Annotated in this window: 18 protein-coding genes and 2 pseudogenes; 9 read left to right on the forward strand and 11 right to left on the reverse strand. The window is 65.2% G+C overall.

The features are described from left to right. Window positions 1-29 precede the first annotated feature (29 nt). From AC0L15_RS22350 to AC0L15_RS22365, 4 genes are read right to left on the reverse strand one after another with little or no spacing between them, the layout of a single operon-like run. Window positions 30-977, reverse strand: coding sequence for an ABC transporter permease (locus AC0L15_RS22350; RefSeq protein ID WP_287248315.1), 948 nt, complete (start codon window positions 975-977; stop codon window positions 30-32). 4 nt (window positions 978-981) lie between these two features. Beyond that, on the reverse strand, window positions 982-1,962 hold the full coding sequence (locus AC0L15_RS22355; protein ID WP_023800541.1) for an ABC transporter permease: 981 nt from the start codon (window positions 1,960-1,962) through the stop codon (window positions 982-984). Window position 1,963: 1 nt separating this feature from the next. Then, window positions 1,964-3,484 carry an ATP-binding cassette domain-containing protein gene (locus AC0L15_RS22360; RefSeq protein ID WP_473497083.1) on the reverse strand — a complete coding sequence of 507 codons (1,521 nt, stop codon included), beginning with the start codon at window positions 3,482-3,484 and terminating at the stop codon, window positions 1,964-1,966. Window positions 3,485-3,533: 49 nt separating this feature from the next. Next, window positions 3,534-4,547 (reverse strand): substrate-binding domain-containing protein, encoded by a 1,014-nt coding sequence (locus AC0L15_RS22365; RefSeq protein WP_091592281.1) that lies wholly within the window; start codon window positions 4,545-4,547, stop codon window positions 3,534-3,536. 201 nt (window positions 4,548-4,748) lie between these two features. Here AC0L15_RS22365 and AC0L15_RS22370 point away from each other — a divergent pair, with 201 nt between their 5' ends. The 6 genes from AC0L15_RS22370 (at window position 4,749) to AC0L15_RS22395 (ending at window position 12,314) form a co-directional block, all read left to right on the forward strand. Next, window positions 4,749-7,145, forward strand: a complete 2,397-nt coding sequence (locus AC0L15_RS22370) for a glucan 1,4-alpha-glucosidase (RefSeq protein ID WP_473497085.1) — start codon at window positions 4,749-4,751, stop codon at window positions 7,143-7,145. Between the two features lie 120 nt (window positions 7,146-7,265). After that, on the forward strand, window positions 7,266-8,282 hold the full coding sequence (gnd, locus tag AC0L15_RS22375; RefSeq protein WP_287248308.1) for a phosphogluconate dehydrogenase (NAD(+)-dependent, decarboxylating): 1,017 nt from the start codon (window positions 7,266-7,268) through the stop codon (window positions 8,280-8,282). A gap of 16 nt (window positions 8,283-8,298) precedes the next feature. Further along, window positions 8,299-9,675: a glucose-6-phosphate dehydrogenase gene (gene zwf, locus AC0L15_RS22380; RefSeq protein WP_287248305.1), complete on the forward strand. Its 1,377-nt coding sequence runs from the start codon at window positions 8,299-8,301 to the stop codon at window positions 9,673-9,675. A 16-nt stretch (window positions 9,676-9,691) separates the two neighbouring features. Beyond that, window positions 9,692-10,396 carry an ROK family protein gene (locus AC0L15_RS22385; protein ID WP_287248303.1) on the forward strand — a complete coding sequence of 235 codons (705 nt, stop codon included), beginning with the start codon at window positions 9,692-9,694 and terminating at the stop codon, window positions 10,394-10,396. A 147-nt stretch (window positions 10,397-10,543) separates the two neighbouring features. After that, window positions 10,544-11,005: a Ros/MucR family transcriptional regulator gene (locus AC0L15_RS22390; RefSeq protein WP_023800548.1), complete on the forward strand. Its 462-nt coding sequence runs from the start codon at window positions 10,544-10,546 to the stop codon at window positions 11,003-11,005. A gap of 301 nt (window positions 11,006-11,306) precedes the next feature. Beyond that, the gene (locus AC0L15_RS22395) at window positions 11,307-12,314 is read left to right on the forward strand and encodes an MFS transporter (RefSeq protein WP_473497087.1); all 1,008 of its coding nucleotides are present in this window, start codon (window positions 11,307-11,309) and stop codon (window positions 12,312-12,314) included. Here the strand turns inward: AC0L15_RS22395 and AC0L15_RS22400 are convergent. The 7 genes and pseudogenes from AC0L15_RS22400 to hemC all read right to left on the reverse strand — a co-directional run. Further along, window positions 12,298-12,741, reverse strand: a pseudogene (locus AC0L15_RS22400) (MFS transporter); the annotation flags it as partial. The gene AC0L15_RS22395 and the pseudogene AC0L15_RS22400 sit on opposite strands and share 17 nt — an antisense overlap. Beyond that, window positions 12,695-13,303: pseudogene (locus tag AC0L15_RS22405) on the reverse strand (glutamine amidotransferase); the annotation flags it as partial. The pseudogenes AC0L15_RS22405 and AC0L15_RS22400, both read right to left, overlap by 47 nt. A gap of 13 nt (window positions 13,304-13,316) precedes the next feature. Beyond that, window positions 13,317-13,796 carry a tellurite resistance TerB family protein gene (locus tag AC0L15_RS22410; RefSeq protein ID WP_287248298.1) on the reverse strand — a complete coding sequence of 160 codons (480 nt, stop codon included), beginning with the start codon at window positions 13,794-13,796 and terminating at the stop codon, window positions 13,317-13,319. Window positions 13,797-13,841: 45 nt separating this feature from the next. Continuing rightward, entirely contained in the window at window positions 13,842-15,443 is a 1,602-nt protein-coding gene (locus tag AC0L15_RS22415; protein ID WP_473497089.1) for a heme biosynthesis HemY N-terminal domain-containing protein, read from the reverse strand. A gap of 10 nt (window positions 15,444-15,453) precedes the next feature. Next, a complete protein-coding gene (locus AC0L15_RS22420; protein ID WP_473497090.1) occupies window positions 15,454-16,947 on the reverse strand; it encodes a COG4223 family protein in 1,494 nt (497 codons plus the stop codon). 91 nt (window positions 16,948-17,038) lie between these two features. Further along, the gene (locus AC0L15_RS22425; RefSeq protein WP_473497091.1) at window positions 17,039-17,755 is read right to left on the reverse strand and encodes a uroporphyrinogen-III synthase; all 717 of its coding nucleotides are present in this window, start codon (window positions 17,753-17,755) and stop codon (window positions 17,039-17,041) included. 1 nt (window position 17,756) lies between these two features. Continuing rightward, window positions 17,757-18,683 (reverse strand): hydroxymethylbilane synthase, encoded by a 927-nt coding sequence (gene hemC / locus AC0L15_RS22430; protein WP_473497093.1) that lies wholly within the window; start codon window positions 18,681-18,683, stop codon window positions 17,757-17,759. 103 nt (window positions 18,684-18,786) lie between these two features. On the opposite strand from hemC, the gene tsaD reads away from it, so the two are divergent. The 3 genes from tsaD to AC0L15_RS22445 are packed head-to-tail and all read left to right on the forward strand — an operon-like array spanning window position 18,787 to window position 21,201. After that, a complete protein-coding gene (tsaD, locus tag AC0L15_RS22435) occupies window positions 18,787-19,872 on the forward strand; it encodes a tRNA (adenosine(37)-N6)-threonylcarbamoyltransferase complex transferase subunit TsaD (protein ID WP_473497103.1) in 1,086 nt (361 codons plus the stop codon). Further along, entirely contained in the window at window positions 19,869-20,879 is a 1,011-nt protein-coding gene (locus tag AC0L15_RS22440) for an NAD(P)H-dependent glycerol-3-phosphate dehydrogenase (RefSeq protein ID WP_236384588.1), read from the forward strand. Before tsaD ends, AC0L15_RS22440 begins: the two co-directional genes overlap by 4 nt. A gap of 25 nt (window positions 20,880-20,904) precedes the next feature. After that, entirely contained in the window at window positions 20,905-21,201 is a 297-nt protein-coding gene (locus tag AC0L15_RS22445) for a YciI-like protein (RefSeq protein ID WP_287248289.1), read from the forward strand. The last annotated feature ends 56 nt before the right edge of the window (window positions 21,202-21,257 follow it).

Raw genomic sequence — 21,257 nt, forward strand, 5'->3', positions numbered from 1 at the left:
AGGTCAGCGCCGCCAAGGGCCGCCGCTTGCTAGCGCAGCGCTTTCTGCCCGCCGGCGGCAGTGATGACGCCGACGATGATCAGCCCGGTCAGCAACAGACGGACGCCGGCGCTGACGCCGAACGTGTTGAGCATGGTCAAAAGCAGCACCAGGAACAGGGCCGCGCCCCATACACCCGGCACATTGGCCTTGCCGCCGGCTACCGACGTGCCGCCGATGACGACGACGGCGATCGAGGCCAGCAGGTACTCATTGCCGATATCGACGTTGGCGCCGCGGAAATAGCCGGCGAGCAGCGCCCCGTCGAGGCCGCCGAGCGCGCCCGACAGCGTGTAGGTAAGAAAGCGGATGCGGCCGACATTGACGCCGGCCAGCCACGCCGCGCGGATGTTCTGGCCGATCGCCAGCACCGAACGGCCATAGATCATGCGCTGCAGCGCGAACGCAGCGCCGATGGAGAACAGCACGGTGAGGATCGCCAGCACCGGAACGCCAAGAATCTGCCAGTTGGTGAAACTGGCAAAGCCCGGCGGCGGCTTGATCTGCAAGCCGCGGCCATAGCTGATGTCGATCGACTGGATGATGAAGCTCGCCGACAGTGTGGCGATGATCGGTGGAATGCGCAGCGCCCAGATCAACAGATAATTGGCGGCGCCGATCGCCATGCCGCAGGCCAGCGCCGCCAGCAGCCCGACCGCGATCATTGAATCATTGCCGTCCATCACCTTCATGGCGACGGCGCTGGCGAGGCCGATATTGGCGGGCAGCGACAGGTCGACATTGCCGGGACCGAGCGTGATCACGAACATCTGGCCGACACCGACGATGACGGTGAAGACGGCGAGCGAAAGTGCCGCCGTGATCATGCCGCCGCCGCCATATCCGCCGGTGAAGGTGACCGTCGCCAGCCACACCAGCAGCGCGCCGATGAAGGACCAGATCCAGGGTTTGGCGAGCAGCAATCGCAACGATGCCATCCTCTCACCTCTCTTTGCGGCTGATCAGCACCCGGGCCGCCAGCACGATGATGAGGATGGCGCCGTTGGCGGCCACCTGCCAATCGGGCGGGATGTGCATGAAGGTCAGCAGCGGCGAGGCGGCGAGCGCCAGCGTCAGCGCGCCGATCACCGCTCCGATCGGCGATACTCGGCCGCCGACGAATTCGCCGCCACCGAGGATGACGCCGGCGATCGACAGCAGCGTGTAGCCATTGCCGATATTGGCATCGGCCGAGGTGGTGATGCCAATCAGGGCCATGCCGGATAAAACGCCGAACAGGCCGGTCAATGCGAACAGCACGACCTTGGTCTTGAGCAGCGACCAGCCGGCACGGCTGAGGGCCGCGGCATTGCCACCGGAGCCGCGCAGGATCACGCCATACGAGGTGCGCATCAGCCCGAAGTGGACGACCGCCGCGATCAGCAGCGCCGCAATGATCGGGAACGGGACGAAGGGCGGCTTGAAGGCCATGAGCGACAGCAGCCAGTCCGGCGCCTTGCCGCCGGGCTTCGGCAGGATGAGGATGGCGAGGCCCTGCCAGACAAAACTCATGCCGAGCGTCACCACGATTGAAGGCAGGTTGCGCAGATGGATCAGCGCGCCGAGCAGCGCATAGACGCCGATCGACCCGAGGAGGATCAAGACACCGACCAGCGGCGCCTCCTTCAGCCATGTCGCCGTGACGCAGCCGACGAAACCGACGAAGGTGCCGATCGACAGGTCGAGCTCGTTGCCGGCAATGACGAACATCTGCGCGATCGTCGCCAATGCGATCGGGATCGCCAGGTTGAGCATCAGGCTGAAGCCGAAATAGCTGATGGCGCGCGGGTTGAGCCAGGCGATCGCCAGCAGCACCAGCACCAGCGACATCGCAGGCAGCAGCCCGCGCAGCAGGCGCGCCCGCGCCAGCGCGCTTCGCTCGGAAGAACTCTTGGGACCGCTCTCGACGGGTGCTGCCGTCATCTCAAGCCGCATCGCCGAACGAGGACTGGATGATCTTTTCCTCGGTCAGCTCGTCGCGACCAAGCTTGGCGACGATCCGGCCGTTCTTGAAGACATAGACGTGGTGGCAATTGTCGAGCTCTTCGGTTTCCGTGGTGTACCAGAGGAAGGTACGGCCGCGGCCAGCCTCTTCGCGCACAAGGTCGTAGACCTCGAGCTTGGTGCCGATGTCGACGCCGCGCATCGGGTCGTCCATCAGCACGATCTTGGCGTCGGAACCGAGCGCCCGGGCAAACAGGGCCTTCTGCTGGTTGCCGCCGGACAGCGAGAAGATGTTGCTGTTCATGTCGGGGGTGCGGATGCCGATTTTCTTTTGCCAGAAGTCGGCGAGCTCGGCTTCGCGCCGCGGCGAGATCAGCAGGCCGTTGCGCAATCGCGCCAGCGAGCGGATGCCGATGTTTTGCGCAATCGACCATTGCGGAAAGATCCCGTCAGACTGGCGGTCGCCGGCCACCAGCGCCACCGGCGCGGTGACCTCGATGCCGGTTTTGGTGCGCGCCGCGGCTGCGAAAATCGCCAGCAGCAGATCGGTTTGGCCATGACCGGCAAGCCCGGCAAGGCCGATGATCTCGCCGGCATGCGCCACAAGTTCGTTGCCGTCCTGTTGCCGCGCTGGGCGGGCCCGGACCCGCAACGGGCCGGTCTCCGGCTTTTGGGTCGCGATTTCGGCCGCGATCTTCTCACGCGCTGCCGCTCCGCCCATGGTCGTCACCAGCCTGCCGCGATCGAAAGCCTTAGCCGCATCCGACGCGACGACCTTGCCGTCGCGCATCACCACGATGCGGTCGGCATTCCCGAGCACCTCGCCCAGAACATGCGAGATCAGAATGCAGCTCTTGCCCCCGGCGACAAAGCGCCGGACGAAACCCAGCAACTGGCCGGCCGTGTGCGCGTCGAGCGAGGATGTCGGCTCGTCGAGGATGACCAATTCGAGCGGATCCTGCGTCACCGTGAAGGCGCGCGCCACCTCGACCATCTGCCGCCTGCCGATGGAAAGGTCGCTGGCGATATCGGCGGCGGAGATGCTGTGGCCCGGAAATATCTCGTCGAGCTTGGCGGCGATCAGATCGGCCGCCTTGCGCCGCCAGCCGAGGCCGCGCAGCGCCGGGTGGTTGATTCGGGTGTTCTCGGCAACGCTGAGGTTCGGGCACAGCGACAGTTCCTGGAATACGCAGCGTATGCCGAGTTGTTGGGCGCGCGGCACCGAATAATTGTCCTCGATGCCGCCACGCACCGCGATCCGACCGCTGTCGGGCACGAGCGTGCCCGCCACCATATGCATGAGCGTCGACTTGCCCGCGCCATTGTGGCCGACGAGACCGACGCATTCGCCGGCGCCGACGTGGAAATCCACCCCGGCGAGCGCCCGGACGGCGCCGAAATGTTTTTCGGCTCCGTCCAGCCTGATGATGTCGACAGTGGCGGCGCCGAAATGTTTTTCGGCTCCGTCCAGTCTGATGATGTCTACACCGACCTCGGGCATCCCTAGCGAAATCCGGAAGACGACGCGCGCGGCATTGGATGTGCCACGCTCACTTGATGTTGGCTTTGATCGCCGCGATGGCGTCTTCCTGCGTGTATTCGTGGCTGGCGACGCCGCCCTTGGGGATGTTCGGCAGCTCGGCCTCGAAATTATCCTGGGTGAAGGCGAGGTATGGCACCAACAGGTCATGCGGCACATCGGTGCGGCCGTCGAGCACCTGCTGCGCCACCCAGAAGGCCAGCGACGACACGCCCGGCGCAATCGACGCCGACCAGGTCTGGTAGCCATCCTTGTCCTTCTGTTCCTTCCACCACTGCAATTCGTCCTGGCGGTTGCCCATGATGATGGTCGGGCGCGGTTTGCCGGCGGCGGCGAAGGCTTGTGCCGCGCCATAGCCGTCGCCGCCCTGATCGACGACGCCGACGATTTCCGGCAGCGACGGCAGGATCGTCGCGACCGCCTTCTGCGCTGTGGTCTGGTCCCAGTCGCCGGTCACCGAACCGACGATCTTGAACTCGGGATGGGCGGCGACGCCCTCCAGAATCCCGGCGTGGATGGCGTCGTCGATCGACGTGCCGGCAAGGCCGCGGATTTCCAGCAGATTGCCGCCCTCGGGGTGGAACTTGGCCATCTGCTCGACTTCCTGCCTGCCCATGTCCTTGAAGTCGACGACGACGCGGTAGGCGCAGGGCTCGGTGACGATGCCGTCGAAGGAGACGACGACGATGCCGGCATCGCAGGCCTGCTTGACGGCGCCGTTGAGCGCGTCCGGCGAGGCGGCGTTGATGACGATGGCGTCATAGCCTTGCAGGATCAGGTTCTGAACCTGGGCAGCCTGGGTCGGCACTTCCTTGTCGGCCGTCGTGAAGATGTCCGCGGCGGCGACCACCCCGTCGGCGACCGCCTTCTTGGTGACGATGGCATAGCTGTCGAGCATCGCCTGCCGCCACGAATTGCCGGCATAATTGTTGGAAAAGGCGATCTTCTTGTCGCTGGTGTCGGCAAACGCGGCGCCTGATGCGAGCATCGCCGCAAGGGCACTCAAGACGAGTATCTTCTTCATCTGTTATCCTCCCATGGATTGCTGGTCGTTGTTGGCTGCTGGCGGCTGTTATGACGACCCTCGTTTCAATATTGTCAGACAAATTTAGATGGGCGCACTTGTCAACAGCGATCGATGACGGTTTGACGATCAACTTGCGGTGCAATGATTGAAAAGGCTTCGGCTCCTGGTCTAGGGATGAGGCAGGAGACCAAAATCAAGATGGCAGCGACGCCGACTGATGCGCTGGGCCCACCCGGAATTCCGGCGCGCTGGACGTCGAGCACCAAGAGCGGCGTCGGAACCGCGCTTTCGCCGGCCTGCCCTGTCTGGTTCACGATCAGCCACGGCATCCTCAACGAGGTCTATTATCCCCGCCTCGACAGCGCCTGCACCCGAGACATGGGACTGGTCGTCACCGGCCCCGGCTTCTATTTCTCGGAAGAAAAGCGCGATGCCGTGCACAGCCTCGAGCCGTTCGAGGATGGGGTGCCCGGCTACAGGCTGGTCAACACCGCCGCCACCTACCGGATCGAAAAGCGCATCGTTACGGATCCGGAACATCCTGTTTTGCTGCAGGAAATCAACTTCACGCCGCTGAGCGGCACATACGCCGACCACCGCGCCTACGCGCTGCTGGCGCCGCATCTGGTCAACGCCGGCATGGCCAACACGGCCTGGGTCGGCGACCACGAGGGAAGGCCTGTCCTGTTTGCATCGGGACGTGGCGTTTGCCTGGCGCTCGCCTCGTCGCTGCCTTGGGGAGCATGCTCGGCCGGCTATGTCGGTGTCTCCGACGGCTGGCAGCAACTCCGTCGTGACGGCCGACTCGACCCGGCTTGCCGCAGGGCCGAGGACGGCAATGTCGCGCTGACCGGCGAGATCGGCTTTTCGGCTGCGAACCCGACGGCGTTGCTGGCGATGGGTTTCGGAACGACGCCGCAAGAGGCGGCGGAAAATGCCTCGGCCAGCCTGAAGCGAGGTTTTGCGCCCGCGGCCAAATCCTTTATCGAAAAATGGCGCAAATGGCAGGCTGGCTTGCTGCCGCTGGACCGGCGTGGAGCGGGGATCAACACGTATCGTGTCAGCACGGCAGTTCTGGCAACGCATCGCTCATCCACCGGAGCGGCCGTCGCCAGCCTGTCGATCCCGTGGGGCTTCAGCAAGGGCGACGAAGATATCGGCGGCTATCATCTGGTCTGGCCGCGCGACCTGGTCGAAACCGCGGGCGGTTTCCTCGCCGCCGGCGATCCGGCGCAAGCGCTTGAGATCCTCGCCTATCTCCGCTCGATCCAGCAGCCGGATGGGCATTGGCCGCAGAACGCCTGGCTCGACGGATCAGCCTATTGGCCGGGCATCCAGATGGACGAGTGCGCGTTTCCGCTGCTGCTCGCAGACGCGCTGCGCCGGGCTGGGCATCTGGCAGACGCCGCGTTGCGCTCCTTCATGCCGATGGTCGAACGCGCCGCTTCCTATGTCGTGCGCAACGGTCCGGTCACCGGCGAAGACCGCTGGGAGGAGGATGCCGGCTACAGCCCGTTCACGCTGGCCGTCGAGATCGCCGCCCTGCTGGCCGCGGCCGACCTGTTCGAAACTGGCGGCAAAGCAGAGCCGGCAAATTATCTGCGGGAAACCGCCGATGTCTGGAACGACCAGATCGAGCGCTGGACCTATGTCACCGGCACCCCACTCGGCGAAGAGGTCGGCGTCGAGGGCTATTACGTCCGCATCGCGCCGCCCGACACCGCCGGCGCGGCGTCGCCGAAGGACGGCTATGTGCCGATCAAGAACCGGCCGCCCGGCGATAGCGACCGGCCGGCCGAGGCGATCGTCAGCCCGGATGCCCTGGCGCTCGTCCGCTTCGGCCTCAGGGCCGCCGACGATCCGCGCATCGTCGGCACCGTCAAGGTCATCGATGCGCGGCTGCGCTGCGACCTGCCTCAGGGGCCCGTCTGGTATCGCTATACCGGCGACGGCTATGGCGAGCGCGCCGACGGCGCGCCCTTCGACGGGACCGGCCAGGGCCGGCCCTGGCCGCTGCTGGTCGGCGAGCGCGCCCATTACGAACTGGCGGCGGGACGCAAGGACAAGGCAGCGAGCCTGTTAAAGACCCTGGAGGATTCTGCCGGGTCTGGCGGCCTGCTGCCCGAGCAGGTCTGGGATGGTCCCGACATCGCCGAACACGAACTGCGGCACGGCGGACCATCGGGCAGCGCCATGCCTCTAGTCTGGACGCATTCGGAGCATATCAAGCTGCTGCGCTCGCTCAAAGACGGCGCCGTCTTCGACATGCCGCCGCAAGGCGTGAAGCGCTACATCGAGGACAGGACCGTGGCGCCGCGCCGGACATGGCGCTTCAATCACAAGCTCCGCGCCATGCCCGCCGGCAAGCTGCTGCGCGTCGAACTGCTGGCCCGGGCGGTGGTCCATTGGAGCAACGACGATTGGGCAACCATCCGTGACGCCGCGACGATCGAGAACGCCTTCGGCATCCATCTCACGGACCTGCCCGTTGCCGATGTCCCGCCGGGCAATATGATCGTCTTTACTTTTTTCTGGCCCGATGCCGGCCGTTGGGAGAATGTCGACTTTTCCGTCGGTATCGACAAGCCGGACTAGAGCATGATCCCGAACCGAAGGTCCGCGTTAGCGAAAAGTGGAAACCGGTTTTCGGAAAAGATCATGCTCCTACAATAGAGCCAGTAGATCTTCTATCCCTCAAGAAGCAGGACGAAAAACATGCAGATCGGAATGATGGGACTGGGCAGGATGGGCGCCAACATGGTGCGGCGCCTGCTGCGGGATGGCCATGAATGCGTGGTCTACGACATCAACCCGGCCAGCGTTGAAGCCCTTGTGACGGCTGGCGCGATCGGAGCCGCTTCGATGGAGGAGTTCGTCGGCAAGCTGACCAAGCCGCGCAGCGCCTGGCTGATGCTGCCGGCGGCGATCACCAGCCGGATCGTCGACCAGGTGGCCGACCTGATGGAGCCGGGCGACATCATCGTCGACGGCGGCAATTCCTATTATCACGAGGCTGTCGACCATGCCGCGCGCCTGGCATTGAAAGGCTTGAACTATGTCGATGTCGGCACCAGCGGCGGCGTCTGGGGCCTCGAGCGCGGCTATTGCCTGATGATCGGCGGCCCCGACAGCGCGGTCCAGCATCTCGACCCGGTCTTCGCCACCCTGGCTCCAGGCGCCGATGCCGGGGTGCCCGCCCCCGGCAAGGATGCCGGAACCGCCCCGTTCGGCTATCTCCACTGCGGACCGAGCGGCGCCGGCCATTTCGTCAAGATGGTCCACAACGGCATCGAATACGGCGTCATGGCCGCCTATGCCGAGGGCATGAACATCCTGAAGTCGGCGAATGCCGGCAAGCGACAGCGGACGGCCGACGCCGAAACCAGTCCATTGGAAAACCCGCAATATTACCAGTTCGACATCGATATCGCCGAGGTAGCCGAGGTCTGGCGGCATGGCAGCGTCATCGGCTCCTGGCTGCTCGACCTCACGGCGGGCGTATTGAAGGCCGATTCGGGGCTGACGCAGTTCGGCGGACGGGTTTCGGATTCCGGCGAAGGCCGCTGGACGCTGAAGGCGGCGATCGACACAGGCGTGCCGGCGCCGGTTCTGTCCTCGGCCCTGTTCGACCGGTTCGCCTCGCAAGGCGAAGCCGAATTCGCCGACAAGCTGCTATCCGCCATGCGCTATGCCTTTGGCGGCCATGTCGAAAAGCCGAAGATCGGCTCGTGACGGGGAAGACACGCTCATGAACCAGGAACGGTCCGACACGCTGGTGCTTTTCGGGGCGACCGGCGACCTCGCCCACAAAAAAATCTTCCCGGCACTTTACGCCATGGTCGCCAAGGGAACGCTCACCGAACCGGTGATCGGCGTCGCTTTCGACGCCTGGGACCTGAAGCAGTTGCAGGCGCGGGCCCACGACGGCATCGTCAAGGCCATCGGCAAGGTCGACGAGAAGATATTCGCGAAACTTGCCTCGCTGCTTCGCTATGTCAGCGGCGACTACCGCAGCGCCGCGACATTCGAGAAGCTGAAAAGCGCGCTCGGGACCGCGCAGCACCCGCTGCACTATCTGGCGGTGCCGCCGACCATGTTCGAGACGGTCATCCAGGGCCTGGAACAGTCGGGCGCAGCCCAGGGCGCGCGCCTGATGGTGGAAAAGCCGTTCGGTCACGATCTGCAATCGGCGCGCTGGCTGAACCGGGTCCTTCACCTGGTGTTCGACGAGCAGTCGATCTTTCGCATCGACCATTATCTCGGCAAGGAGGCGATCCAGAACCTGCTCTATTTCCGCTTCGCCAATTCCTTTCTCGAGCCGATCTGGAACCGCAATTTCGTCGAGAGCGTGCAGATCACCATGGCCGAGGATTTCGGCGTCGAAGGCCGCGGCCGCTTCTACGACGAGGTCGGCTGCATCCGCGACGTCATCGAGAACCATCTGCTCAACATCCTGCTGCTGCTGGCCATGGAGCCGCCCGTTGGCCGCTCGGCCGACGATCTGATCGACGAGAAGGTGCAGGTGCTGCGGGCGATCCGGACGCTGACCAGTGACGATGTCGTGCGCGGCCAGTTCAAAGGCTATCTCAGCGAGCCGGGCGTCGCGCTGAATTCGCCGGTCGAGACCTTCGCGGCGGTGCGTTTCCTCGTCGACACCTGGCGCTGGCGGGACGTGCCCTTCTTCATCCGCGCCGGCAAATGCATGCCGGTGCACGCCACCGAGGTCATCGTGCGGCTGAAGCGGCCGCCGCTCGACGTCTTCGACCCGATCAAACCCGGAGATGCGAATCACGTCCGTTTCCGCATCGACCCGCAGGTGGCGATCTCGATCGGCGCCCAGCGCAAGGCCGCTGGTGACGACATGATCGGCGAGCAGGTCGAACTCACCGCGCTCGACGACAGCAAGGGCGACATGCCGCCCTATGAGCGGCTGATCGGCGACGCCATGAACGGCAACGGCCAGTTGTTCACTCGCCAGGATGCCAGCGAGCTTGCCTGGCGGATCGTCGGCCCGGTGCTTGGCGATACCACGCCGCCACACCTCTATGAGCCGGGAGCATGGGGTCCCGCCGATGCGATGGCCGGGTTCGGACCGCCGAACGGCTGGATCAACCCGGCGAAATGAACTCAGAGGCGACGCAATGGCCAAAGCGGCGAAAAAGCCGGCACCGGAAAGCGAAAAGATCGTGCTTGCGATCGATATCGGCGGCTCCCATGTCAAGATCCTCACCAGCGCCGGCGGCGAGGAGCGCAGAGCCGATTCGGGGCCCGGCCTGAGGCCGCAGCAAATGATCGCCGTCGTGCAGACGCTCGCCGATGGCTTGCCCTACGATGTCGTCTCGATCGGTTATCCCGGCCCGGTGCACCACAACAGGCCACTGGCCGACCCCGCCAATCTCGGCAAGGGTTGGGTCGGATTTGACTTCGCAACGCAGTTCGGCAAGCCGGTGAAGCTGGTCAACGACGCGCTGATGCAGGCCGTCGGCAGCTATGAAGGCGGGCGCATGCTGTTCCTGGGTCTCGGAACCGGACTCGGTGCTGCGATGATCCTCGACAACGTCGCCCAGCCGATGGAACTCGCGCATCTTCCCTACAAGAAGGGCAGCAGCTTCGAGGACTATGTCGGCGAACGCGGCCTCGAAAAGCGCGGCAAGAAGAAATGGCGCAAACACGTTTTCGACGTAGTCGAGCGGCTGCGCGCCGCCCTTCAGCCTGACTATGTGGTCATCGGCGGCGGCAATGTCGACAAACTCGACGAATTGCCTGCCGGTTGCAGGCGTGGCGACAACACACGCGCCTTCGACGGGGGATTTCGACTGTGGCGCGACAAATCCCTGATTGTCTGATATTATAGCGGTTCGGGCCCAAACCTGTTGATCTGGCCCGGCCGTTAGTATTGTTATTCAAAATAATGTGTAGCGTGGTGCAGCGTCATTGCGTTATGCAGATTTGCCGACTAGGAATTCTGCGACCCCACTAACGGAGAAAATAGATTGACCGACGACAGCAACAAAGCCCGCAAGGACATCGACCTTCTCGAGCTGACCGCTCACATCGTGTCCGCTTACGTCGAGAAGAACCGCTTGCCCGCTTCCGGCCTCGGCGATCTCATCGCCAGCGTCAGCGCGTCGATAGGTGGGCTCGGCCAGCCCGCCGTTCCGGTCGCAGCACCGCTGATCCCGGCGGTCAATCCCAAGAAATCGGTGACGCCGGATTACATCATCTGCCTCGAAGACGGCAAGAAGTTCAAATCGCTGAAGCGCCATATCGGCGTTCATTTCGGACTGACGCCGGATGCCTACCGAGCCAAATGGGGCTTGCCGGCTGACTATCCGATGGTCGCCCCGACCTATGCGGCCTCGCGCTCGCAGTTGGCGAAGGCGATCGGCCTTGGCCGCAAGGCCGCCCCGCCGGCGCCGGTCAAGAAGACCAGGAAGCCCAAGGCCACGGTCTGACGCGCTCGAAGTCGCCTTTGACGCTCGAGATTGGCGAAAGCCGTCGCGACGTCCAATCTCCCCCCTTGGGGGGGAGATGTCCGGCAGGACAAGAGGGGGCGCGGGGAGAACTCGACCTGCGCGCCTAATAACCCTTCCACCTCCGCCGAGCTGTGCAATTAGCATGGTAGCCGGAAATCCTTGATCCAGAGCCGATTTTTGCGCGCGCCTCGCACCGAACTGCGCTAAAAGCGCGGTGGTCGGACCAGCGCCCTCGTGGAAGTGCCCCGCCGGCCGACTTCCTTGCCACGGGGCCTGATTCATGACACCCGAACCTCACGCACCGCCCGACCGGCGCTATGCCGCCTTCCGGCACAAACCCTTCCTGAGCTATTGGGCGGCACGCTTCCTCGCCACATTCGCCACCCAGATTGTATCCGTCGCCGTCGGCTGGCAGGTCTACGACCTGACCCGCGATCCGTTCGATCTCGGCCTTGTCGGCATTGTCCAGTTCCTGCCTTCGCTGCTGCTGGTGCTGATCACCGGGGTGGTCGCTGACCGTTTCGGCCGCCGCCTGATCATGGCGCTGATGGTGCTGCTGGAGGCGATCTGCGCGCTGGCCCTGCTGCTGCTGACGCTGCGCGGTCTTAGCGGACCGGGATTGATCTTCGGCGTGCTCGCCATGTTCGGCATCGCGCGCGCCTTCTTCGGACCGGCAGCGGCGTCGCTGTTCGCCAACCTCGTGCCGCCGGAGGATTTCGGCAACGCGATCGCCTGGAATTCGTCCGCCTGGCAGACGGCGACCATCGTCGGACCGGTCGCCGGCGGCCTGCTCTACGGGCTCTCGGCGCAAGCGGCATACGGCACCGCTGCCGTTCTGATGTTTGTCGCTGCGGTGCTGGTCTTCACCATCCCAAAGCCTGCCCAGCGCAGCGAGACCGACAGGCCGACGATGCAGACCCTGTTTGCCGGCTTCGGTTATATCTGGAGCGAGAAGATCGTGCTCGGCGCCATTTCGCTCGATTTGTTCGCCGTGCTTTTGTCCGGCGCCACGGCGCTGCTGCCGGTCTATGCGCGCGACATCCTCGAACTCGGCCCTTGGGGCCTGGGACTGTTGCGTTCGGCGCTGGGTCGTTCGCGGCGCGCATCGCTTCGAGTTGCCTGGCGCGCAGCCCGGTCGCGATCATCTCGGCGGCCGGCTGATCTGGGACATGCATCTCAAGCGCTGGCTCGGCGAATTCCTGCAGACGATCTTCGGCAAACCGGCGCTGTCCTGATCTGGTCTAGTTTGCCCGGATCAGAGCGCCCTGGGATCAGTTTCGCCCGTTGAGGTGGCGCACCTTGCGCAACTGCGGGAACAGCACCGCCCACAGCCCGGCGACAACGACTGCGCCGACGCCGCCGATCACCACCGCGGGCACGGTGCCGATCAATGCCGCCATGGTGCCGGCGCGGAATTCGCCGAGTTCGTTGGAGGCGCCGACGAAAACCTGATTGACGGCGTTGACGCGGCCGCGAACCTTGTCCGGCGTCCACAGCTGGATCAGCGTCTCTCTGATGTAGACGCTGAACATGTCGGCGGCGCCGAGCAAGGCGAGCGCTGCGATCGACAGCCAGGTGATGGTGGAAAGGCCGAACAGCACCGTGAAGGCGCCGAACAGCGCGACGAAGCCGAGCATGACCAGGCCGGCATGGTTGCGGATCGGATGTCCGGCCAGCCAGATGGCAACGCAGATGGCGCCGATGCCCGGCGCGCTGCATCATCGCCCTTGTCAATTCGCCATGGAACTGGATGCCCCAGGCATTGTCGCCATAGCGAAAGGCCTGGTTGGGATAGGTTTCGGCCGTCGCCAGCAGCGTCGCGTCCTTCGGCAGCGAAAAGCCCTCGCGGTGAAACTGATAGACCATCTCAGGCCAGCGCATCAGCTTCTTGCCGTCCTCGGTCGCTGTCAGCGGATACCAGCCGATCTCGACCAGCCCCTCGCCATGACCCTCGACCTTGCCGCCAAGATGGTTGACCAGCATCTGCGCGCCGAGGCAGATGCCGAGCAACGGCCGGTTCTCCCGGAGCGGCACTTTTAGCCAGTCGGTCTCACGGCGGACGAAATCGTCCTCGTCATTGGCGCTCATCGGTCCGCCGAACACCACGGTTCCGGCATGACCGTCCAGTGTTTCCGGCAAGGCGTCGCCGAGCGGCGGGCAGCGGAGATCAAGGTCGAAGCCTTCTTCGATAAGCATGTGGCCGACGCGCCCGGGGCTCGAACTCTCCTGATGCAGCACGATCAGGATTTTTGGTCTCGGCCTCGGCGTGGGTGGCATGGGGAAATCCCGTCTATTCGTCGCTCGATGTTCCAGCCGCGCCCGGCACTTCGGCGGCCGCCTTGCGGCGTGCCTCGACGCGGTCGTGGCGTTCGACATCCATCAGCTCGGCGACGCGCCAGACGATATTGTCCTCGAGCTCGTGCAATTCGCCATCGGCATAGACGATTTCCCACATCAGGCCGATGAAGGCTTTTCGCGCGTCCGGATCGAGCTGACGCTTCAAAACGCTGGTGAAGGCGTAGAGGTCGATCGCCTCATTGTCGGCCCGCTCGCCGGCAGCGGCAAGCGCGTCGAGCTCGTCGCCGCTGATCGAATAGCTTTCCGCCAGCACCGCCTTGAACCGCTCCCATTCGGCATCCTGACGCACGCCGTCGGCACTCATCACATGGTAGAGAAGGGCGGATGCGGCAACGCGCGGATCATCGGCGTTGTTGCGGGCACTGCCGGCTGCCGGCAGGTCCTTCAGAAACGACAGAACGCGTTCGAACATGTGATTCTTACTTCTCATCAGGCAAAACTATCAAGCGCAGCCAAATCAAAACAATCGAAACTTGCGTGGTGGTTTTTGGTCTTCGTCGTCTGGGTCGACGCCCGGATCGTCGGGCAGCCGGGCCATTTCCTCCGCCGGTTCGGCAGCGTCGCCATCCGGCGGCACTGCGGCAGACGCCGTGGCGGTGACCGGCGCAACATCGTCTTCGTCAGTTTCCGATGCCGCCACAGCGGTCGGTCTTTCGGCCGAACCAGCGGGGTTCAGCTCGATCACATTTTCCTTTTCCGGCTTCGTTGGCGCTGCAATTGTCGGCACCGCGGCGTCCGGCGCATCCTCGTCACTGTCGATGAGTTGGCCGAGCCGCTCCATCGGCGCACGCCACTCGAAGGCGTCGAGCTTGCCGGTGATCGGCGACACCGGCGCCCAGCGTTCGGAAACGACGCCGTCGGCGACCCAGGCCGGATCGCGCGGCGCACGCACTGCCTTGGACAAAAGCTGCCGCACCTTGCCCTGATCGCCGGTCTCTGCCTCCTCGATGTCGGCCAGAAGCAGATAGGCGCCTTCGCGGCGATCCATGCGGATAGCCGCCTCGGCCTCTTTGCGGGCGGTTGAAAAGTCCTGCGCGTCGAGCGCGGCGCGCGCCACCGCCAGCGACGATTCGGCGTGGTTCTTCTTCATCTCCTGCAGCTTCTTCGCCCGGTTCAGCCGGTCGAGCACGGCATCGCCTGGCCGGGCGTGGGTGTAAAGCTCGGCGATCTCTGGATGCGGCTCGGCTTTCCACGCCGTTTCGAGGATCTTCGCGCCCTTGCGCACATCATTCTGTCTGAACAGCAGTTTGGCTGCGATCCCCGCCGCCGGCGCGAAATCCGGCCGCAACCGGTTGGCCTCCAGAGCAGCGGTTTTGGCGGCATTGGGATCGCTGTCGATCAGCGCCCGCGCCTTGGCGGTGAGCAGCACGGCGCGACGCCGGTTGGCGGCATCGCGCTCGATCTGCCGCGTCGATTTCTGCGCCTCGACCAGTTTCAGCGCGCCGTCCCAGTCGCCGCGCCCGGTCAGGTCTTCCAGCGTCGATTCGGCGGCCCAGGCTAACTGCGGCGCCATCGCCGCGGCGCGGCCGGCGTAGTGCCGCGCCGCGTTGCGGTCGCCGAGGCGTTCGGCCTCGAGATAAAGCCCGCGCAGGCCGAGCAGCCGCATTTCGGGATCGTCGAGCATGGTCTCGAACTTTTCGCGGGCACCCTCATGGTCGCCTTCGAGCAGCGAGGCTTGCGCCTCCAGCAATTGGATCAGCGGCTCCTGGTCGGAGCGGATCAGCTTTGCCGCTTCCTTGGTCTTCTTGCGGGCGAGCGCCCCGTCACCGGCGCCGGCGGCAATCATGCCGGTCGACAGCGCCTGATAGCCACGATCGCGACGGCGCACGCGGAAATAGCGCGAGATGGTGTAGGGGCTGTTCCACAGCGCCTTGAGCAGCCACCAGACGATCATCACCGCGGCAACCACGGCAACGACCGCCACCGCTGCCACCATCAGGCTGACCTGGTATTGATAGCCGCTGAAGGTGACGACCATCTCGCCTGGCCGGTCGGCCAGCCAGGCGAAACCCAGCCCGAGCGCGAAAACCACGGCGAGGAAAAGCAGAATGCGAATCATCGGGTTTCCCTCACGCCTTCATCGCACTGGCGATCAGCGCGTCGACCTGCTTCTCGACCTCGATTCGCGCCTTCAGTTTGCCGGCAAAATCGGCGCCGGCCGCCTTCACCGCCTCGGGCAGCATATCGTATTCGCTGAGCGCCTTGGCGTAATCGCCCTGATCGACCGCCACCTCCATGCGAGCGACGATTTCCGGAGCGCCAGCGCCTTCGACTGCACCGATCGGCCTGACCTTGACCAGCGATTGCGCGCTCGACAGCAGGTTTTGCAGGAAGCCGGCATTCTGGTCGACGGGCTCGGAGGCAGCGACCATGGCATTGGCGGCGGCAGGCATTTCGGTTGCGATCTCCGCCCGGGTCGGAACGCCCGTTTCGGCGTAGGGACGCAAGGCTGCGATCTCTGGAGCATCCGGCGAAATCGCCGCAAAGGTTTCGAGTTCGGCGGCGAATGGCGCACCACGGTCGAGTGCTGCCTTCAGCGCCGATGCGGCGATGGCGAGCGCAACCTTGGGCTGCCCGGCCTGTGCCTCGACCTTGCCGGAAAGCTGAGACACCGACTGTTCCAGCGCTGCAAGCCGGCCGTCCTGTGCCTTCGCCGTCTCGCCGGCGGATTTCACCGCCGCGTCGAGCCCGGCCAGCTTTTCGTTGAGCGGTCCGAGATCGACCGGCGCCGTGTTGCCGGTCTGGCCAAGCGCCGCAACCGCCGTCTCGATCTGCCTGACCTTGTCGCCGAGGGCTGCAAGCCCGACTGTGTCGCCTGCTCCGCCCTGCTCGATCGCCGATTTCAGCGCCGCGACATCCGTCTTGACCTGATCCAGCGCTGACGACAGCCCGTCCACCTTGGCCGAGGCGTCATTGTTGCCGGCTGTATCCTTGAGCCCGGCAATCTCGCTCTTCAGCGCAGCGATTTCGCTGTTGACGCCATCGAGCGACACGCCGCTCGAGGATAAATCGCCAACCCCTGGCGCGCCGAGCAGGCCGGCAAACTGCAGCCCTCCGGCGGCAGCCAGCGCGATGACGCCGCCGATAATGCCGGCAGCGATGCCGTTGATGCCGCCACGCTTCGGCTGCGCTGCCATGTCTTCAGTCCCTGCCTGGGTTTCCTTCGGCGCGTCTGCGGCGCCCGCCTTGGCCGAGGCGTCCTTGGCCGCTGCGTCGTCGAAACTGTAGTCGAAGGCCCGCTTCGCCGATGCCTCCGAGCCGGCCGGATAAGTCGGTTTGGGCCCTTCAGGAGTTTTGGCACCGCCCTCGGCCGGCTGTTCCGAGCCGTCCGGCGGGGCCGCTTCGGCATGTTCCCACGGCTCGATGTCGGTCTGGTCGGCATGGACGGGTTCTTCAGGCGCTTCCGGCTGCGACGCGCTTGCCGCCTCCTCCGCCTTCGCCTCGTCGGTCCGCCCGTTGGCGGCATCCTCGTCGGCAACGCGCGAGACAGCGCCGGGATCGAGCTCGATGGTCACCGGCTCGCGACGGCTTTTCGAATGCCGCATCTTCGGCGTCTTGACCATGCTTGGGCTCCGCAAATTTTGCTTCGGGATGGTTCAGGAAGGGTCTAGCACATCACCAAGCGGTGAAAAGGGGCGGCGTGATGACACGGGGTCAAGGCGACGTCCGCAAAAGCTCCAGCAGCGCCTCCTCGCTGGGCTCCGGCGCAACGCGGAGCTGTTCTGAGGCAACCGTCTCCAAGGCTGCGGCGATACGTCCGGACAGCGCAAAAAAACATGTCTTTTTAAAAAGCTCACGCAGCGCCGGCCGCCCAGCCAGTGCCTGCAGCGCTGTGGCGGCCTTGGCCGAAAAGAGCAGCACCGCCTCGACCGGCCGGCCGGACAAGCGCGCAAGAACGGCCTCGTCGGAATAATCCAGCGCGACAGTGTCATAGGTCTCGACGGCGCGAACCTGAACGCCTGCCGACTGCAGCCGCTGCTCGAAACCCGAATAACGCACCCGCCCGCACAAATAGACGATGGGTTGTCCGGCGCAATCGCCGGCAAGCGCATCCGCCAGCGCCTCGGCATCGCCCGGCCCTTCGCTGACCGACAGAAACCCGGCCGCACGGGCGGCCTGCGCTGTCCGTCTGCCGACGGCATGGCAAGGCAAACCGGCGAGCGCCGTGCTGATTTCTTTCGGCGCATGGCGCACGGCATTGGCGCTGGTGACGGCAACGGCCGCGGCATTGGCTGCGACCCTGTCCGGATCAACCGGCAGCGCCACCGTTTCGGTCAGCGGCAGCAGGATCGGCTTAAAACCCAGGTCTTCAAGCCGCTGTGCCGTGCGCGAGGCGCCCGGCTCCGGCCTCGTCACCAGGACGGGACGCATGTCAGGCCCAGCCGTCGAAGAATTTTTCGCCGGCCTTGGCCCGCACGGTCCTGGCGGCATCGTCGCCGATGCGCGCGGCATCCTGCGCCGGGCCTTCCGCCTTGACCTCATGCGATTGCACGCCGTCCGGCGAGATGATCAGCCCGCCGAAGAACACCGTTTCGGCCGATATCGTCGCATGGCCGGCAATCGGCGTGCGGCAGGAACCGTCGAGCGCCGCCAGGAAAGCCCGTTCGCAGGCCAGCGCCTGCCCGGTCGGCACGTCATGGACTGCCGTCAGCATCCTTTCCACATCGAGGTCGCCGATGCGGCTTTCGATGCAGATCGCGCCTTGCCCCGGCGCCGGCGGAAAGCTGTCGAGCGGCATCAGGTCGGTGATGACATCTTCGAGCCCGAGCCGCTTCAGCCCGGCATAGGCAAGGATGGTGCCGTCGGCGACGCCCTCGTCGAGCTTGCGCAGCCGCGTCTGCACATTGCCGCGGAACATTACCACGTCGAGGTCCGGCCGCATCCGCCGGATCAGCGCCTGACGCCTGAGCGACGACGAACCGACCTTCGCGCCGTGCGGCAATCCGGCGATCGTTTTGGCCGCCTTGCCGACGAAGGCGTCGCGGGCATCCTCGCGCGGCAGGAAGGCAGACAGTTCCAGCCCGTCGGGCAACACCGTCGGCATGTCCTTCGACGAATGCACGGCGATGTCGATGCGGCGCGCCAGCAGCGCCTCCTCGATTTCCTTGGTGAACAGCCCCTTGCCGCCGGCTTCCGACAGCGGCCGGTCCTGGATGCGATCGCCGCTGGTCGAGATGACGACCACCTCGAATGCCTCAACCGGCATGCCGTGAGCGGCCATCAGCCGCGCCTGCGTTTCATACGCCTGCGCCAGCGCCAGCGGGCTGCCGCGTGTTCCGATTTTCAAGGTTGTTTGCATGGCGCGCTGTCCGTGATAACCCCCGGCAGATCGAGGCCGTTTCCGGGCTTTCTCCTAACGGGGAAAGGCTGGTTGCACAATCTCCAGGGATGGCAACGAATTGATCCGCGTTCTGGGCATTGAGACGAGTTGCGACGAGACCGCCGCCAGCGTCGTAGCGCTGGATGGCGGCGGCGCGCCGAAAATCCTGTCTGATATCGTGCTCAGCCAGATCGAAGAGCATGCCGCCTTCGGCGGCGTCGTCCCGGAAATCGCCGCGCGCGCCCATGTCGAGGCGCTGGACGGCATCATCGAGGCCGCGCTTGCCGATTCAGGCGTCGATCTCGCCGATATCGACGCGATCGCTGCGACCGCCGGCCCCGGCCTCGTCGGCGGTCTGATCGTCGGGCTGATGACGGCCAAGGCGATCGCAGCCGCGGCGAACAAGCCGCTGATCGCCATCAACCACCTCGAAGGCCATGCGCTGACCGCGCGGCTGACCGACGGGCTCGACTTTCCCTATCTGTTGCTGCTGGTGTCCGGCGGCCACACGCAGATCGTCGCGGTGCGCGGCGTTGGCGACTACCAGCGCTGGGCAACAACCATCGACGATGCGCTCGGCGAAGCTTTTGACAAGACGGCCAAGATGCTCGGCCTGCCCTATCCAGGCGGGCCAAATGTCGAGAAGGCGGCGGCGACCGGCGACGCCGCGCGCTTCGCCTTCCCACGACCGATGAAGGGCTCGGCGCAGCCCGATTTTTCCTTTTCCGGGCTGAAGACCGCCGTGCGCCAGGCAGCGACGGCCATTGCTCCTTTGAGCGATCAGGACGTCGCCGACATCAGCGCCTCCTTCCAGGCGGCGGTTGCGGATGCGCTGGATGACCGTGTTTCGAGGGCGCTGAACCGTTTCCGCCAGGAGTTTCCGAGCGAGCTGAAGCCTGCGCTCGTCGTTGCAGGCGGTGTCGCCGCCAACCGGACGATCAAGACCACACTCGAAGCCCTGTGCGAGAAGGCCGGCTTTGCCTTCGTCGCGCCGCCGCTCAAGCTCTGCACCGACAATGCGGCGATGATCGCCTGGGCCGGCATCGAGCGGCTGCGCGCCGGCATATCGGGTGAAAACACCGCTGATTTCGTGCCGCGTTCGCGCTGGCCGCTGGACAGCATCTCCGCTCCGATGGTCGGCTCGGGCCGGCGCGGAGCCAAGGCATGAGCGGCAGCGGGCACAAGGTACCAAGCGGCTGGCGCGTTGCCGTGCTCGGCGGCGGTGCCTGGGGCACGGCGCTGGCGCTGGCCATGTTGCGCGCCGGCCATTTCGTCCGCCTCTATGCGCGCGACTTGGAGACCGTCGCCGCGATCGACCGTGGCGAAAATCCGCGCTATCTGCCTGGCATCGCGCTTCAGGCCGGCATCGTGGCAACGAGTGATATCGAGGCTGCGCTCGACGGCGCCGACTGCGTGCTGGCGGTGGCGCCGGCGCAGTCGCTGCGCGCCATGCTGGCCACCGCGAAAGCCCATATGCCGAAAGACGTCCCGCTGGTCCTCTGCGCCAAGGGCATCGAGCGCGACACCGGCGCATTGCTGTCGGCGATCGCTGGAGAGATCCTGCCTGAAAATCCGGTCGCCGCCCTGTCCGGGCCGAGCTTCGCCACTGACGTCGCCAGGGGGCTGCCGACGGCCGTGGTGGTCGCCGCCGGCAATGAGGGTCTGGCGGCCGACCTGGCCGCGCGCTTTTCGGCGCAGAATTTGCGCTGCTATTCGAGTGACGACCTCATCGGCGTCGAGATCGGCGGCGCGTTGAAGAACGTCTTCGCCATTGCCGCCGGTGCGGTCACCGGCGCCGAGCTCGGCGCCAGCGCCCAGGCCGCCATGGTGACGCGCGGCTTCGTCGAATTGCGCCGCATCGGCGCCGCCTTCGGCGCCAGGCCGGAAACGCTGATGGGACTTTCCGGTCTCGGCGACCTGTTGCTCACCTGCTCGTCCGCCCAGTCGCGCAATTTCGCCTACGGGCTGGCGCTGGGGCAAGGCAAGCCGCTTGCCGGGCTGCCCCTGGCCGAAGGGGTGCCGACGGCGGCGATCGCCGCCCGCATCGCCACCGAGCGCAACATCGACGCGCCGATCATCACCGCCGTCGCCGCCATACTGGACGGCACGATCACCATCCGCCAGGCTGTGTCGGCGCTGATGACAAGGCCGCTGAAGACCGAAACCGACGTGTAATGTTGAACAATCCGGAGATGGAAAGATGCTGTTTGCGCTGATTTGCAGGGACAAGCCTGGAAGCCTGCAGGTGCGGCTCGATACGCGGCCCGAGCATGTTGCCTTTTTGGAGGGACTGAACGGCGAGAACAAGCTGGCCTTCGCCGGTCCGTTCCTCGACGCAGACGGCAAGCCGAACGGCAGCCTCGTCGTGGTTGAGGCGCCCGATCTGGAGGCGGCAGAAGCGCTATCGGCGGCAGACCCCTTTGCCAGGGCAGGGCTGTTCGAAAGTGTCGAAATCCGGCAATGGAATTGGACCTTCAACAAGCCAGTGAGTGCATGACTCCGAAAATCGGAATCGATTTTCGGAAAGGATCATGCGCAAAATCAAAGTGCTAC

This window comes from Mesorhizobium sp. WSM4846, assembly GCF_055811415.1.

Bases quoted from the DNA above. Each gene is read 5' to 3' on its own strand.
- AC0L15_RS22350 (WP_287248315.1), bottom strand. From the start codon at position 977: ATGGCATCGTTGCGATTGCTGCTCGCCAAACCCTGGATCTGGTCCTTC.
- AC0L15_RS22355 (WP_023800541.1), bottom strand. From the start codon at position 1,962: ATGACGGCAGCACCCGTCGAGAGCGGTCCCAAGAGTTCTTCCGAGCGA.
- AC0L15_RS22360 (WP_473497083.1), bottom strand. From the start codon at position 3,484: ATGCCCGAGGTCGGTGTAGACATCATCAGACTGGACGGAGCCGAAAAA.
- AC0L15_RS22365 (WP_091592281.1), bottom strand. From the start codon at position 4,547: ATGAAGAAGATACTCGTCTTGAGTGCCCTTGCGGCGATGCTCGCATCA.
- AC0L15_RS22370 (WP_473497085.1), top strand. From the start codon at position 4,749: ATGGCAGCGACGCCGACTGATGCGCTGGGCCCACCCGGAATTCCGGCG.
- gnd (WP_287248308.1), top strand. From the start codon at position 7,266: ATGCAGATCGGAATGATGGGACTGGGCAGGATGGGCGCCAACATGGTG.
- zwf (WP_287248305.1), top strand. From the start codon at position 8,299: ATGAACCAGGAACGGTCCGACACGCTGGTGCTTTTCGGGGCGACCGGC.
- AC0L15_RS22385 (WP_287248303.1), top strand. From the start codon at position 9,692: ATGGCCAAAGCGGCGAAAAAGCCGGCACCGGAAAGCGAAAAGATCGTG.
- AC0L15_RS22395 (WP_473497087.1), top strand. From the start codon at position 11,307: ATGACACCCGAACCTCACGCACCGCCCGACCGGCGCTATGCCGCCTTC.
- AC0L15_RS22410 (WP_287248298.1), bottom strand. From the start codon at position 13,796: ATGTTCGAACGCGTTCTGTCGTTTCTGAAGGACCTGCCGGCAGCCGGC.
- AC0L15_RS22415 (WP_473497089.1), bottom strand. From the start codon at position 15,443: ATGATTCGCATTCTGCTTTTCCTCGCCGTGGTTTTCGCGCTCGGGCTG.
- AC0L15_RS22420 (WP_473497090.1), bottom strand. From the start codon at position 16,947: ATGGTCAAGACGCCGAAGATGCGGCATTCGAAAAGCCGTCGCGAGCCG.
- AC0L15_RS22425 (WP_473497091.1), bottom strand. From the start codon at position 17,755: ATGCGTCCCGTCCTGGTGACGAGGCCGGAGCCGGGCGCCTCGCGCACG.
- hemC (WP_473497093.1), bottom strand. From the start codon at position 18,683: ATGCAAACAACCTTGAAAATCGGAACACGCGGCAGCCCGCTGGCGCTG.
- AC0L15_RS22440 (WP_236384588.1), top strand. From the start codon at position 19,869: ATGAGCGGCAGCGGGCACAAGGTACCAAGCGGCTGGCGCGTTGCCGTG.
- AC0L15_RS22445 (WP_287248289.1), top strand. From the start codon at position 20,905: ATGCTGTTTGCGCTGATTTGCAGGGACAAGCCTGGAAGCCTGCAGGTG.